This is a genomic window from Pseudomonas sp. ASL7 (genome assembly GCF_056680375.1).
Window position 1 is genome coordinate 5,396,625 of record NZ_CM155279.1, and the last position, 14,001, is coordinate 5,410,625.

General features: G+C 59.1%; 12 protein-coding genes. 10 read left to right on the plus strand and 2 right to left on the minus strand.

Going from position 1 to position 14,001, the window contains the following annotated elements:
• Window positions 1-155: 155 nt before the first annotated feature.
• Together AC1MDT_RS24910 and AC1MDT_RS24915 are read right to left on the minus strand one after the other, a co-directional pair.
• The gene (locus tag AC1MDT_RS24910; RefSeq protein WP_480419402.1) at window positions 156-2,102 is read right to left on the minus strand and encodes a methyl-accepting chemotaxis protein; all 1,947 of its coding nucleotides are present in this window, start codon (window positions 2,100-2,102) and stop codon (window positions 156-158) included.
• 52 nt (window positions 2,103-2,154) lie between these two features.
• Window positions 2,155-3,825 (minus strand): diguanylate cyclase, encoded by a 1,671-nt coding sequence (locus tag AC1MDT_RS24915; RefSeq protein WP_480419403.1) that lies wholly within the window; start codon window positions 3,823-3,825, stop codon window positions 2,155-2,157.
• Window positions 3,826-4,150: 325 nt separating this feature from the next.
• Here AC1MDT_RS24915 and AC1MDT_RS24920 point away from each other — a divergent pair, with 325 nt between their 5' ends.
• The 10 genes from AC1MDT_RS24920 (at window position 4,151) to AC1MDT_RS24965 (ending at window position 14,001) form a co-directional block, all read left to right on the plus strand.
• Window positions 4,151-5,302 (plus strand): DUF2515 family protein, encoded by a 1,152-nt coding sequence (locus AC1MDT_RS24920; protein WP_480422866.1) that lies wholly within the window; start codon window positions 4,151-4,153, stop codon window positions 5,300-5,302.
• Entirely contained in the window at window positions 5,299-6,036 is a 738-nt protein-coding gene (locus AC1MDT_RS24925) for a hypothetical protein (protein WP_480419404.1), read from the plus strand. The genes AC1MDT_RS24920 and AC1MDT_RS24925 overlap by 4 nt, the downstream gene beginning before the upstream one ends.
• On the plus strand, window positions 6,015-6,521 hold the full coding sequence (locus AC1MDT_RS24930; protein ID WP_480419405.1) for an Hcp family type VI secretion system effector: 507 nt from the start codon (window positions 6,015-6,017) through the stop codon (window positions 6,519-6,521). The genes AC1MDT_RS24925 and AC1MDT_RS24930 overlap by 22 nt, the downstream gene beginning before the upstream one ends.
• Window positions 6,518-6,994 (plus strand): hypothetical protein, encoded by a 477-nt coding sequence (locus tag AC1MDT_RS24935; protein WP_480419406.1) that lies wholly within the window; start codon window positions 6,518-6,520, stop codon window positions 6,992-6,994. The genes AC1MDT_RS24930 and AC1MDT_RS24935 overlap by 4 nt, the downstream gene beginning before the upstream one ends.
• A gap of 151 nt (window positions 6,995-7,145) precedes the next feature.
• Window positions 7,146-8,213, plus strand: a complete 1,068-nt coding sequence (locus AC1MDT_RS24940) for a DUF2333 family protein (RefSeq protein WP_480419407.1) — start codon at window positions 7,146-7,148, stop codon at window positions 8,211-8,213.
• Between the two features lie 3 nt (window positions 8,214-8,216).
• Window positions 8,217-8,774, plus strand: a complete 558-nt coding sequence (locus AC1MDT_RS24945; RefSeq protein ID WP_480419408.1) for an NUDIX hydrolase — start codon at window positions 8,217-8,219, stop codon at window positions 8,772-8,774.
• Between the two features lie 401 nt (window positions 8,775-9,175).
• Window positions 9,176-9,547, plus strand: a complete 372-nt coding sequence (locus tag AC1MDT_RS24950; RefSeq protein WP_414908858.1) for a translation initiation factor Sui1 — start codon at window positions 9,176-9,178, stop codon at window positions 9,545-9,547.
• 220 nt (window positions 9,548-9,767) lie between these two features.
• Entirely contained in the window at window positions 9,768-11,681 is a 1,914-nt protein-coding gene (speA, locus tag AC1MDT_RS24955) for an arginine decarboxylase (protein ID WP_480419409.1), read from the plus strand.
• 233 nt (window positions 11,682-11,914) lie between these two features.
• Window positions 11,915-13,222 carry a contractile injection system protein, VgrG/Pvc8 family gene (locus tag AC1MDT_RS24960; protein ID WP_480419410.1) on the plus strand — a complete coding sequence of 436 codons (1,308 nt, stop codon included), beginning with the start codon at window positions 11,915-11,917 and terminating at the stop codon, window positions 13,220-13,222.
• A complete protein-coding gene (locus AC1MDT_RS24965) occupies window positions 13,219-14,001 on the plus strand; it encodes a DUF4123 domain-containing protein (RefSeq protein ID WP_480419411.1) in 783 nt (260 codons plus the stop codon). Before AC1MDT_RS24960 ends, AC1MDT_RS24965 begins: the two co-directional genes overlap by 4 nt.

A 14,001-nucleotide genomic window follows, 5' to 3' on the forward strand; every position in this document is an offset into this window, starting at 1 on the left:
ATTGGGGGCATGATAGCGGACAGTCGCGGGGTGTGCAGGGGTGGGAGTTTTGCGGTGATTGTTCTGGCGCCTTCGCGAGCAGGCTCGCTCCCACATTGGATCTGTGTCATGCACAAATCAAATGTGGGAGCGAGCCTGCTCGCGATGGCGGTCTATCAGACGCGGAAAGCTTGCACGGCTGTGTGAAGTCGTCCACCCAACACCAACAAATTCTCCCCTTGTTCGCGCCCCTCGCCAATCCTCAGCAAATTGTCCCCGCCCAGCGTGTGGATACGTTCGCTGTGATCGCGGATCTCGCTGACCGCGCCACTCTGCTGTGCAGTGACATCGGCAATGCGCACGGCGGTGTCGGCAATGGTCTGGATGGCGCCAACGATTTTATCCAGCGCGCCATCGGCGGCCTGGGCCTGATTGGCCGTAGCTTCGGCGTGTTCAACCTGGGCGCGCATGCCTTCTACCGACTGCCGCGCAGCGGTTTGCAGACCGGCGATCAGGACCTGGATTTCTGCAGTGGCGCCAGCGGTACGTTGTGCCAATGACCGAACCTCTTCAGCCACCACCGCAAACCCTCGGCCCATTTCTCCGGCGCGGGCCGCTTCGATGGCGGCGTTCAGGGCCAGCAGGTTGGTCTGGTCCGCAATCGAGCGGATCACCGTCAACACGCCGCCGATGGTCGCTGACTCCTCGGCCAGGTGTTCGATCATCTGCGCATTGCCTTGCACTTCACCCACCAGCGCATGCAACCCGGTGAGGCTCAGGCCGATGACTTTCTGGCCGTGTTCCACCGCCAGTCCGGCATGGCGGCTGGCGTCGGCCGCCTGGCTGGCATCGCCGGCAACTTGTTGGATGGTCGCTTCCAGCTCGCCGAGGGAATCGCGGATCAGCGCGGTGTCGCCGGCCTGATGTTCGGCGCCACTGTGCAGGTCATTGCTCAGTTCGGCCAGGGTCCGGCTGCTGCCGGCGACCTGTTCGGCATTGAGGCGAATGGTCCCGACCAGATCGACCAGATAGGCACGCAGACGATTGAGCGAGGCTTGAATGTCATGCAGTTCGCGGTTGGTCTTGCCCAGTTCAATGTCCCGACTGAAGTCTCCCTCGGCCCAGGTCGAAAGGGCGGGCGCCAGGTTGGTCAGCGTCCGCGCCAAGCGTCGTTGCAGGGTATCGATCAACAATGCAATGAGCAGAATCAGGCCGATCATGACCCCCTGCATCAGTCGAACTTCGCTCTGGATTTGCCCGTGCTGGGCGCGAACCACGGGTTCCAGTCCGGCGATGGCCTGTTGCACGGCGGCGATTTTCTGGTGAGTGGCGGTGCTGAGGTCGGCGCGTTTCTGAATCTGATCGCGAGTGCGGGCCAGTTCTGCCGGATAGCGCGTCAGCAGGCTGTTGAGCTCACGCTTGAGGCCGACGCCGGCATCTTCGGCGACGGTTTTTTCAGCGTTCTCCAGGCCCATCAACGCGGCAAAATCATCCTTGCCCGATTCACTGCTGGTGGTCACGCCGAGTAACGGCAGGGCGCCCAGCTGTTCAGCCTGAGTGCGGATGTTGGCGACTTCGCGCTCGACATCGGCCGCCAGTTCGCTGCGACCACTGCTGACCAGTTTGTCCCGGGCCAGGGACAGTTTGCCCAGGTGCTGGGAGGCCGAGAGCAGCGGTGTCAGGTAGCTCGGGTTGGTGCTGGCGTATTGGCTGAGCTGATCGAGACTGGCACCAAGTTCGCGTTCAGCTTGCAGCAGTAGCGCTTGGGGGTCGCCCGCCAGTTTACCGGCCGCGAGCAAGTCGGTTTTGCTGAATTCTTCGAGGGTCGACAGGCTGGGCCGCAAGGTGTCGGCCAAGGCCGGCGGCAACTCTGCAAGTTCCTGTTGCAGACCGTCGATGGCCTGGCTGGCACTACTCAGGCGCAGGGCATCACCGCTGGCGAGGTAATCCTCGATGTTTCGCGCGACTTCATTTTGAAATTGCTGGGACAACCCGAGGTAACGCTCCATCAATAGATAGGGGCGTTCGAGGGCTTTTTGTGACCACCACAGCGTAGCGCCGAGGGCCAAGCACACGGCGACTAAAAGGAGGGTGTTGAGATTGGTCAGCAGCTTCAGGCGCATCGCGGGACTACCAACGGCAGAATGGTAAGTACCTGAAGTTATTGCGTTTGTGTTACAGGGTTATGACTGAATCGATCGTTTTCGATGAAAAAGTGGCACTTTGCTTTGACGTCCGCGCGGCCTGGACGCGATTACGTCCGGCGTCCTTGGCGCGATAGAGCGCTTCGTCTGCCTGGCTGGCCATCAACAGGCTATCGGAGTGTTCGCACAGTTCCACCACGCCAGCGCTGAAGGTGCACCAAAGATCATGGGGCTGAGCAGGGTAGTGAATTTCGGCAAAGCGTTGACGGATTTCATTCAGCACGTTGTAGGCCGATTCCAGATCGGTGTCCGGCATGACAATGGCGAATTCTTCACCGCCGTAACGACCAATAAAATCGGTCTTGCGCAGCCGTTGCTTGAGGAACAGCGCCAGGCTCTTGATCACGCGGTCACCCATGGGGTGGCCATGGCTGTCGTTGACGCGTTTGAAGTGGTCGATGTCGAGCATCGCAAAGCTCAGCGGCTTGCTTTCGCGTCTGGCGCGGAACGAGCAGTCTTCAAGCAATTGCAGAATGTGGGTGTGGTTGTACAAACCGGTGAGGCTGTCGCGGACCATCCGCGCCTTCAGATTGCGTGCCCGTGCCGCGCGGTTGCGCACGGTGGTGATCAAGTGCCGGGGCTTGATCGGTTTGGTCAGGAAATCATCGCCTCCCTCGCTCATGGCGTCGAGTTGCTTGTCCAGATCGTCCTCCGCCGACAGGTAGATGATCGGCACACTGACATAGCGGTCGTTATGGCGAATCACCTTGGCCAGTTCAGTGCCGGTGCACGCTGGCATGTACATGTCGAGGATGATCAGGTCCGGCTGGAAGTCCGCCAGTTCGGCCATGGCCTGAATCGGTTCTATCAGGGTTCGCGTGACGATCCCGGCACTGTTGAGCAGACGTTCGGTATGCAGGACCTGGGCGCGGGAGTCGTCGATGATCAGCACTTTGTAAGGCTCGTACTGGGCAACGCAGGTCAGGACCTCGATTTTCTCCAGCAGGCTCGATGCTTCGAGGGTGCCGGTCAGGAACTCCTGACCGCCGGCGCGCACCGCGGCAAGGCGGGTCGGGGTATCGGTTTCGTGCAGGCTGAAGAACAACAGCGGCAATTGATGGTCGAGACCTTCCTGGGCTTCGGCGGCCAGTTTCAGGCCGATGCCGGCACCGCCGAAGTCCACGTCCATGACGATCGCTGCGGGCAATCGCTCGACCATCGAGGAGCGGAACGCCGCGACACTGTCCAGCGCCTGGGCGCTGAGCCCGAAAAATTCCAGTTGTTTGGCCAGGCGTTCGGCACGGTCATGATCCTGCAGCATCACGTAGATCGGCTTGCGCAGCGGCGGCAGGAAGGTTTGTTCGAACTGATCGCCATGGCGCAAGCCGGTACGCGACAGGCGCTGCATCAAACGATTGAGGTCGGTGATCAGCCCGCTGCTCAGGCGCCCGCGATTGGCGTCGACCGCCTCCAGTGACTGGCTGATGTGGCGCGCCAGTTGAGTGTGTTCCGGTTGTTCGAAACGTTCGGCGAAACGCAGCAGACGCAGATTGGCCTCGCTCAGTTCCAGTAAGTCAGTGCTGGACCACTCGCTGCGTTGCAGACGCTGCCATATCTCAAGAATTTGACGTGCCTGATGAATTACCCGCTGGGCAAAGTGGTGCTTGAGGCGCTCACGGCTGGGGTCTTCTGGCTCGGTCATATCCTGACTACTGGTTAGGGTAAATGCTGAGATCGACTAGTGGCTCTATGCTAGCACCTCTTTTCAATGGGATGAGTGTCGTAAGTCAATAAACTGTAGTGCGACGTGATTCAGTTTCTGACTGGCTGGTCTGGTTTGATTTGTCGCTGGCCGGTAGCAGCCAGCAGATAGGGTGTTTAAGGACGCTTCCTATTTATATCCGCGCAACTGCCTTCTGCCCGACGACCCTCGTCTGTCAGGGATTTCTGATTTTTCGGCAGGGTGCTTCGGGCGCGGCAAGCGACTGATAGGGTTCAGGGATTCCCCTAGAAGCCATCTGCAAATCATGACCCAGTGTTTCGAACAGCACCCTAGCGATGACCAGCGCCTGTACCACAACAGCACGCCTGTTGCTGACTGCGAATGTAAAGAGGTACGGCTTTATGGCAGCAAGACGCTTGTTACCGACGTGCCGATCCTTACGTGTGCCTGCCTTTGGCGTATCTACCAGCGCGAAGCGGAAAAGATAGTCGCACCTAACGGTGTGTTGATTGCCGATCCGGTGGAGCGCAACCGCGCGATCAACGCCGCTTACGCCCGATTGTGGCTGCATGACCCGCGTTTTCAGTGGGCCGGGCTGGCGGCGTTTGCCTCCAAGCAGGTCGGCTGTGGATTGCTGCATGCGGCGGACAGTGTCGAACTCATTCGTGATGAGCATGACGCGCGGCAGCGATTGCGCGCTAGCCGCCGAGAGCACGGTTTGTTGACTCCGGACAGGATGTCCGAACAGGCGAAAGGGTTGCGTGACTATAAGGAAGCGGATGCGCGTAATCCTGTGCCCTCTGTGGATTTTCGTCCAGCGGGGGAGGAGTTGTCGTTGCTCCAGCAACAATTCCGGCATGTGCACGACATGATGGCGCTGGGGAATACCACGCTGTTTCTGGATGTTTTTCCGCTGCATGAGTTTTATGCGAAGCGTGGGTTGAAGGAGTTGAAGCAGTGCCTGGACGCCCGGAAGGGTATTTACGGGCACCCGAAGTTCCCTGTGCTGTGGCCAGTGGGGCAGGAAAAGCTGAAGTTCGGGATGGAGTACATCGATATTTTGCGGGGGTTTGAGGCGATTGAGGCAGGGGACATTGCCAAGAGTGTCGAGCATTTAGCCTGGCATGAGCAGCAAAATATTCTACAGCCCACGATTTATCAGAACGGCCAACTGGTGGCTTTGCTGCGTGGCAACCATGCTTTTTATGTGACCGGTTTTCCTTCTGGCGTGGCCCAGGCAATTGAGTTGACGCTCTCCAGCCAATGCCAGCGTGTTGATGACGGACGCACCATTGGTTTCAGCAACAGCCCGCTGGCGGACTTATCGGATATCAAGCAGCGAATGCCTTTCGTATTTCGGGCTGCAGCGCGCTTTGATCAGATGCTCAATGACACAAGCCGTAGTGTGGTGGAGCAGTCGATCACCGAGATCGCATCAGGGCAGGGAATACGATGAATGTGCGGCAAGGTATTGGCCGCTGGAAGCTTGGGGCAGGTTTGCTGCTTCTGGCTGCCCTGATAGGGGTGGCTACGAATCAGTTAGTTGAGTCTCTATCGCAAGAGCCGGTAATCGCATTGGAGATGGGCGGTACCTATGAAACCTTGCGCAAGCATTCTTCAGTCCGCTTCAGCCCGATGGTGCCCGGGCATGTCTGGATGGGCATTCCCTACACGGATGCACGGCTTCGATTCATCGATCCTCAGTACGAATTCGTCACACCGAGAGCGCGCTTTTTCACTGTTGTATTTGACGACAATGTCGTTGGCAGTATCCGCATGTCCCCACAGGTTGTGCCGTTGCTGCTCGATGACGCCCTGAAGGTAGCTCTGGATTTGCAAGACCAGTGGCGCGGGGGCGGATGGAGGGTGGCCGGGAGGAAACGCTATCCACCCTTTGCCGACACGCCTGAATGGCGAGCGCAGTTGCGAGACGTGAATAAAGGAGGATCGGTCTACTGGAAGGCTGGCAAAAAATATCAAGTCACGATGCACATGCACCGTTTCAAATATGACAAGCGACCCGACGAAGAGCGCTACCTCATCACTCTGTCGATCGGCAAGCCGTGGACGCCTTTCGCAGAAGATGGGGACGAAGAAGATCAAATCGAATTGGATCAATCCATTCCGGACACCCCCTTATTCCCCACAAAAACCAAAGGAGCCCCACCATGCCAACTCCCGTCTTCATGACCCTCCACGGTGAAAGACAAGGCTTGATCAGCGCAGGTGCCTTCACTGAAGCATCGGTGGGCAACATTTACCAGTTGGGGCGTGAAGACCAGATCATGGTTCAGGCCCTGAGCCATGGTATTTTCGTGCCCAAAGGGGCGGGAGCGGGGCGCCGGATGCACAAGCCCTTGATCGTCACCAAGGCCATCGACAAGTCGTCGCCGCTGATTAACATCGCTATGTGTTCAGGGGAGCTGCTCAGCAAATGCCGCGTCGAGTGGTATCGCACCTCGGCCCGAGGAGTGCAGGAACATTTCTACACCATAGAGCTTGAAGACGCGGTCATCATCGGCGCCGAAGTGCTGATGCCGCACTGTCAGGACCCCGGTTCTGCTCACCTGACTCAGCTGGAAAAGGTCCACTTCAGTTACCGGCGGATCTATTGGCGGCATGAGATCAGCCGGACCATGGGCTCCGACGAATGGAACGCTGAGGCGCAGGCATGAGGCTGGTCAACGACTTTCAACTGTCCGCGTGGGAGCGCCAACAGGCTTATGCCAGTGAGCAAGCTTTGGATCTGGTGCACCAGGCGTTGCTCGACCGGCAACCCATCGATGGCCTGGACGCGTTGCGTGCCGGGTTGCTGATCGATATCGACAGCGAGGTACTCGACCAGATTGAGCGGGGCGAGTGGTGGTTGATCAGGGCTGAAGCCGACTACAGTGACTGGCCGACTCCAGTGCCAACCTTTGATCAGAAAGTCATGGCGCTAATGAGAAACCCGTCGCCCCAGCCCGCCCGGTCGCCGAGGATCTTCCGCCTGATTGATAGCGAAACCCTCGAGCCGCTGGTGCAGCAGCGCTACATTGCAACCGTGGACGGGCTTACCCTCCAGCGCAAAACCGACGGCGAAGGCATCGCCCATCTTTTTATGCCGGCCGAGGTGCGGCAGGTTTCAATGAGGGTGATCGCCGTTTAGCGCGGGCTGGACGCTTGAGTTCATTGGCAGCGGTTGTCGTCGGTTTAGTCGATAATTTTCGGGATAAGCCCAGCGGCGGGTGCCGGTCAAGGCACGTTGTTGTATGGTTGTAGTCGAACCGACGAACTCAAGTGATTGAAAGGATATCGCCATGCTGGACTGGAAGAATCGCGCGGGCCGCGCGCCTGAACGCGCAGCTGAACCAAAATCGGCTGCCCGTACTTATATAGGTGGCGTTTTGTTCAGCCGGGCGCTGGCCACGTTGATTGGTCTGTATCTGCTGGTGACCATCGGTCTGGGCTGGTACTGGAGCGAGGAGCCTGCGCTGTTTCCGGTTCAGCAGAATGCCCAGTTGGCGGCCGAGAAAGAAGGCAAGCAGATGGTCATCGGCTACACCACGGTGGAAACCCTCAAGACCGTCGCCGGTACGCTGCTGAACAAACCGGGTGGCTATATTTCCAACGACCGTTTCCCGCCGGGGTTGTGGATGGATAACATGCCGAGCTGGGAGTATGGCGTGCTGGTCCAGGTCCGTGACCTGACGCGAGCCATGCGCAAGGACTTCGCCCGCTCGCAATCGCAATCGGCCGAAGATGCCGATCTGGCCAAGGCCGAGCCGCGTTTCAACTTCGACAACAAGAGCTGGGTGCTGCCTTCCAGTGAGTCCGAGTATCAGGAAGGCATCAATTCCCTGAGCCGCTATCAGGCGCGCCTGTCTGATCCTACGCAAAAAAACGCGTTGTTCTATGCCCGCGCCGACAACCTGAACAACTGGCTGGGCGATGTGGGCACCCGTTTGGGCTCGTTGTCGCAACGGCTGTCGGCCAGCGTTGGCCGGGTCAAACTGAACACCTCGCTAAAAACCGAAGTCCTGATGCCGGGCCAGGTACCGCAAGTCGAAGAAGAAATCGTCGAAACCCCGTGGATGCAAATCGACAACGTGTTCTACGAAGCTCGCGGTCAGGCTTGGGCCTTGTCCCATTTGCTGCGCGCCATCGAAGTCGACTTCGCCGACGTACTGGCGAAGAAGAACGCCACCGTCAGCGTGCGGCAGATCATTCGTGAACTGGAAGCCTCGCAAGAGCCGGTCTGGAGCCCGATGATCCTCAATGGCAGCGGTTTCGGGATTTTGGCCAACCACTCGCTGGTTATGGCCAACTACATCTCCCGGGCCAACGCGGCGGTGATCGATCTGCGTCAACTGCTCAATCAGGGCTGAGTCATGGTCGATAACGCCAAAGAGGCCGCCCATCGCGCGGCCTCGGATGCCGAACAGATCGCCTGGGTCGACGAGCAGGACAACCTGCTCGGTGCCCTGGTCCGATCCGACTTGCGCGAGCGCGGGCTGATCGGGCGCGGTACCTACATCATGCTGTTCAATTCGGCCGGTGAGCTGTGTGTGCATCGACGGACCCTGAGCAAAGCCATTTATCCCGGTTTCTGGGACGTGGCGGCGGGGGGCATGGTGCTCGCCAGCGAAACCTACGCCGAATCGGCCGCCCGGGAGCTGGAGGAAGAGTTGGGCGTTAGCGGGGTGGAGTTGACCGCCCATGACCATTTCTTTTTCGAAGACACCGGCAATCGCCTGTGGTGTTCGGCATTTTCGGCGGTGTGGGACGGTCCGTTGATCCTGCAGCCCGAAGAAGTGCTGGAAGCGCGCTTTATCCCCATCGATCAGGTCATGCTGGAAATCACGCAGAAGCCTTATTGCCCGGACTCTCTGGCCGCGTTGAAGCGCTATCTCCGGGCTCGTGGCGAGGACGTCGCAAAAGAGGTGTAAATTGGCGTCGATTAGCTCTTAGCAAGTCGGCTTTTTGCCGTTACACTGCGCGACCTTTTCAAACTGAACCGGCATTGCATTTTGTAGGAGCGAGCTTGCTCGCGAAAATCGCAAGGACGACGCGTACATTCTGAATACACGCGTTATCGTTGACGACCATCGCGAGCAAGCTCGCTCCTACGGAAGCGTATCGTGTAGGAGCGAGCTTGCTCGCGAAGAACGAATGGACGACACGTACATTCTGAATGCACGCGTTATCGTTGACGACCATCGCGAGCAAGCTCGCTCCTACAAGGTTTCACCGTTTCAGTAGCGCTGCCCCTGCCTGAGTGGGGCTTCGCGGTCGATGGCACTTGCCCAAGTTGCCGCGACCAGTCTTTGTCCTCCCAAGAGGATTGCCGGTGGCCAAAAAAGCCGCATCCTTCGCCGCCCTTGGTGGCTTGGTATTCTCCACCGACGCAGGTCGTCATTGCCCGGAATGCAGTAAACCGGTGGATGCCTGCATCTGCAAACAGACCGTTATCCCGACTGGCGACGGCATTGCTCGCGTGCGTCGAGAAAGCAAGGGCCGTGGCGGCAAGACGGTGACGACCATCACCGGCGTGCCGTTGGCTGAAGACGCGCTCAAGGAACTGGCCACGACGTTGAAGAAACGTTGCGGGACCGGCGGAGCATTGAAAGACGCAATCATCGAAATCCAGGGCGATCATGTCGAGCTACTCTTGGGCGAGCTGATCAAACTCGGTTTCAAAGCGAAGAAGTCCGGCGGCTAGCAGCTTCTGTGAAAACCACCCTCGGCTTGATCCGGCCCTGAGCATTCAGGACTGGCGTCGTCTACATGGTTTTCACAGAGCCTGTTCTGACCGGTTCTAAACTCAGCGCTGAATGTGAGGTCTATGCCCCTTGCATGCAGGCTAATCGTCATTTTCATTCTTTAGACTGCGCCGGCCTGAACCCAGGCGACGCACCATGACTTCTTTATAGGGGACTTCAATGTCCGTACGACGCACACGCAAAGACGATGGCAGCCAATGGACAGTTGCGGACAGCCGCAGTGTTTACGGGATTCGCCATTGGGGGGCCGGGTATTTCGCGATCAATGACGCCGGTCGCGTCGAAGTTCGTCCGAACGGTCCGACCAGTCCACCTATCGACCTGTTCGAACAAGTCGACCAGTTGCGCAAAAGTGGCCTGTCCTTGCCATTGCTGGTGCGTTTCCCGGATATCCTGCAAGACCGCGTGCGTCAGCTGACCGGTGCCTTCGATGCCAACATCGAACGCCTGGAATACCAGAGCAAGTACACCGCGCTGTACCCGATCAAGGTGAACCAGCAAGAAGCGGTGATCGAGAACATCATCGCCACCCAGGACGTCTCCATCGGTCTGGAAGCAGGGTCCAAGCCTGAGCTGCTGGCCGTGCTGGCACTGGCGCCGAAGGGCGGCACTATCGTCTGCAATGGTTACAAGGACCGCGAGTTCATCCGTCTGGCGCTGATGGGCCAGAAACTTGGTCACAACGTGTTCATCGTGATCGAGAAAGAATCCGAAGTCGGCCTGGTGATCGAAGAAGCGGCGGCGCTGAAGGTCAAGCCACAGGTTGGCCTGCGCGTGCGTCTGTCGTCCCTGGCATCAAGCAAGTGGGCGGACACCGGTGGCGAGAAATCCAAGTTCGGTCTGTCAGCGGCGCAGTTAATGTCGGTGGTCGAGCGTTTCCGCGCTGCCGGCCTGGACCAGGGCATTCGCTTGTTGCACTTCCACATGGGTTCGCAGATCGCCAACCTCGATGACTATCGACACGGTTTCAAGGAGGCGATTCGTTACTACGGTGAACTGCGCAACCTCGGCCTGCCGGTCGATCACATCGACGTCGGCGGCGGCCTGGGCGTGGACTACGACGGTACGCACTCGCGTAACGCCAGCTCGATCAACTACGACATGGACGATTACGCTGGTGTCGTGGTCGGGATGCTCAAGGAGTTCTGCGATGCGCAGGGCCTGCCGCACCCGAACATCTTCTCCGAGAGCGGCCGTTCCCTGACGGCCCACCACGCCATGCTGGTGATCCAGGTGACCGATGTCGAGAAACACAACGACGACGTGCCACAAATCGAAAACAAGGAAGCACTGCCGGAAACCGTGCAGTGGCTGGTGGACCTGCTGGGTCCCACCGACATCGAGATGGTCACCGAAACCTACTGGCGCGCCACGCACTACATGAGCGATATCGCCGCCCAGTACGCCGATGGCAAGCTGACCCTGGCCGAGAAAGCCCTGGCCGAGCAGTGCTACTTCGCCGTATGCCGTCGCCTGCACAACTCGTTGAAGGCACGTCAGCGTTCCCACCGTCAGGTGCTGGACGAGCTCAACGACAAGCTGGCAGACAAGTACATCTGCAATTTCTCGGTATTCCAAAGCCTGCCGGATACCTGGGCCATCGGCCAGGTGCTGCCGATCATCCCGTTGCACCGTCTCGACGAAGAGCCAATGCGTCGTGCGGTGCTGCAGGACCTGACCTGCGACTCCGACGGCAAGATCAACCAGTACGTCGACGAGCAGAGCATCGAAACAAGTCTGCCGGTGCACGCGCTGAACGAAGGTGAGGATTACTTGCTGGGTGTGTTCCTGGTCGGTGCCTACCAGGAAATTCTCGGCGATATGCACAACCTGTTCGGTGACACCGACTCGGTGAACATCTACCAGAATGCCGACGGCAGTGCGTACCACGCGGGTATCGAAACCCACGACACCATCGAAGACATGCTGCGTTACGTGCACTTGTCGCCGGAAGAACTGATGACACACTACCGCGACAAGTGCGCCAATGCCCGCATCACCGCTGCCGAGCGCATCCAGTTCCTCGACGCATTGCGTCTGGGGCTGACCCGTTCCTCTTACCTGTCTTCTTGAGGTAAGTCACCGCTCTCATCAGGTTGTCTGAAAATGTTCCGCGCGCAGCGGAAATTTCAGATGACCTGGTGCGACGGATCTCTTTTTCCAAGCGAAATACCCTACGCTCCCGGCAATTAAAGCCAGATGGTCCTCTTTTTGCGTAGGCCATTTCCTAAGTTGTACTTCGGCACTCTACTCGGCCATGTCTCTCAGCGAGAATCCCCAGCCGTCCCTCCTGTAGAGAATCGCCGATGTTCGATCCAGTCAACGAACCTTCATTTCGTCTGGATGTAGCAGGTCTGCCTGACTCCTTTGAAGTCTTGGGCTTTACCGGTAGAGAAGCCATCAGCGAACCGTTTGTGTTCGATGTGGATCTGCTGATCGATGACCCGACGCTCGACCTTGCCCGCCTGCTGTACCGCCCGGTTTTTTTACGCTTCGGGCCGCAGGGCAACGGTTTTCACGGACTCTTGCATGAACTCGTCCAGCGTGAGCACGGCTCGGCTGCCAGGCTCTGCCGCGCGCGTCTTGGGCCGAAGCTGACTTGCCTGGCGCAGCGTTTCAGTCAGCGAATTTTCAGCGGGCGTTCGGTGCCAGACATCCTGGATCAAGTGCTCATCGAGCACGGCATCGTCGGCAAGCATCGGCGCTTCGAGCTGAGCGGCGACTACCCACCTCGTGATTTCTGCACACAGTACCGGGAATCGGATTTGCAATTTCTGCAGCGGTTGTGCGCCCATCATCGGCTTCACTACCGCTTCGAGCACGGGCCGCGAGGACACTGCGTGGTTTTTGGTGATGGTCAGGGCCATTTTCCGCTCGGTGACCGCGCCGACTTCCACGCCGAGCGCGAGCAACCGGCGGTGCGGCAGTTCGAGCTTCAGGCGGTACAACTCACCTCGCAGCGTGCCGAAGGGCGTTCGGATCTGCCGACGTTGCGCAGTGGTCAGTTGATGCCGCTGTCTGACCACCCCCTCGCCCACTGCAATCATCGCTGGCTGCTGACCCATGTCGAGCACTTGGGCGCTGAAGATTGTTACAGCAACCAGATCCGCGCCCTTCATTGGACGCAACCTTTCGTCTCGTCCCATTCTGCAGAGAAGCCACGGATGCACAGCCTGCAAAGGGCCTGGGTGGTCGATGTCAATGAGCAAACGCCCGATTCATCCAGGCCAGTTGCCGTGCAGTTTGACTGGCTCTATCAGGGCGAGGGTGCCACGGCCAGTCACTGTTGGCTGCCGTTGGCCGCAGGGCTCGGCACCGCAACCGTTGCGCAATTGAGTGAGGGCATCGAGGTGGTGGTGAGCTTCATCGAAGGTGATCCGGATCAGCCGTTGATCACCGGTTTTCTTCACGCTCCGTCACCGCTCGAAGAAGCGCAGGCGCCGAGGCCGACTGAGGATTGTCCGCCCGTCGGAGGCCTGCTGGGCTTACTGCGATCGGGCGAGCCATTGTCGTTGCTGTGCCTGTTGCCCGGTGGCGGCAGTTTCAGCCATTGCCCACTGGCCGTTTGCACGTGCCGGGTGGCGACGCGGCTTGGTCAGAGCGGTGCGGCATGATCGCCGCGAGCCCGCAATGGCTGTTGCTGGATGGACCGGGGGCGCCACTCGCGGGGGCAACCCTGCAACAGTCATTTGCGCAGGTCCCCCGGTTCTGGTTGTTCGATGGCACGGAGTTGCAGGCGCTACGTGAACAAGGACCGCTCCTGGTTAACCTTCGGGCATGCCCGGCGCTGGCCGAGTTGTGCCACCGCGAGTCGCACATCTGGCGCGGGCTGCTGCTGGTCAGTGAGGCATCCCCGGCGCAGTTGCTGGCACATTTGCGCCGCATGCTCACGGTCACTGTCGGCGTGCATCATCGGGCGTTATTGAGTTACTACAACCCGCAGACTGCCAGTTACTTTTTCGATGCTTGCGATGCGCTGGAGCTGAGCCGTTGGCTGGGGCCGATCAGCCAGTTGCGCTGGTTCGGCGGGACCTGGGCGGACCGCGCGATCGGCAGTCAGGGCTGGCAGCAGTTGATCAATCCGGGGCTTGCCGTCAGCCCATTGGAGGTCGAAGAAATACTCAACCCTCGTCAGCAGGAAAAACTGCAAACCTGTCTGCTGGAGCACCATGCCTGGCAATGGAGCCAATCGACCGGAGCCGATTACAGCAGTTTGTGGTCCCGGGTTCAGGAGGGTCTGGCGTTGGGGTTCAGCGAACGGCCGGTGCTCGATGGGTGGTTATGGCTGCGCTTGCAGCACCCCCGAGCCCCGCTGATACAACCTTTGTCAGGGCTGACTCCGCAGGAACGTCTGGATAACCTGCGCAAACGCTGGCAAAGCGATCAACCTTGA

What these genes read in the sequence shown, in the direction of transcription:
- AC1MDT_RS24915 (WP_480419403.1), bottom strand. Translation starts at nt 3,825, where the DNA reads ATGACCGAGCCAGAAGACCCCAGCCGTGAGCGCCTCAAGCACCACTTT.
- AC1MDT_RS24925 (WP_480419404.1), top strand. Translation starts at nt 5,299, where the DNA reads ATGAATGTGCGGCAAGGTATTGGCCGCTGGAAGCTTGGGGCAGGTTTG.
- AC1MDT_RS24935 (WP_480419406.1), top strand. Translation starts at nt 6,518, where the DNA reads ATGAGGCTGGTCAACGACTTTCAACTGTCCGCGTGGGAGCGCCAACAG.
- AC1MDT_RS24960 (WP_480419410.1), top strand. Translation starts at nt 11,915, where the DNA reads ATGTTCGATCCAGTCAACGAACCTTCATTTCGTCTGGATGTAGCAGGT.
- AC1MDT_RS24945 (WP_480419408.1), top strand. Translation starts at nt 8,217, where the DNA reads ATGGTCGATAACGCCAAAGAGGCCGCCCATCGCGCGGCCTCGGATGCC.
- AC1MDT_RS24940 (WP_480419407.1), top strand. Translation starts at nt 7,146, where the DNA reads ATGCTGGACTGGAAGAATCGCGCGGGCCGCGCGCCTGAACGCGCAGCT.
- AC1MDT_RS24910 (WP_480419402.1), bottom strand. Translation starts at nt 2,102, where the DNA reads ATGCGCCTGAAGCTGCTGACCAATCTCAACACCCTCCTTTTAGTCGCC.
- AC1MDT_RS24965 (WP_480419411.1), top strand. Translation starts at nt 13,219, where the DNA reads ATGATCGCCGCGAGCCCGCAATGGCTGTTGCTGGATGGACCGGGGGCG.
- AC1MDT_RS24920 (WP_480422866.1), top strand. Translation starts at nt 4,151, where the DNA reads ATGACCCAGTGTTTCGAACAGCACCCTAGCGATGACCAGCGCCTGTAC.
- AC1MDT_RS24930 (WP_480419405.1), top strand. Translation starts at nt 6,015, where the DNA reads ATGCCAACTCCCGTCTTCATGACCCTCCACGGTGAAAGACAAGGCTTG.
- speA (WP_480419409.1), top strand. Translation starts at nt 9,768, where the DNA reads ATGTCCGTACGACGCACACGCAAAGACGATGGCAGCCAATGGACAGTT.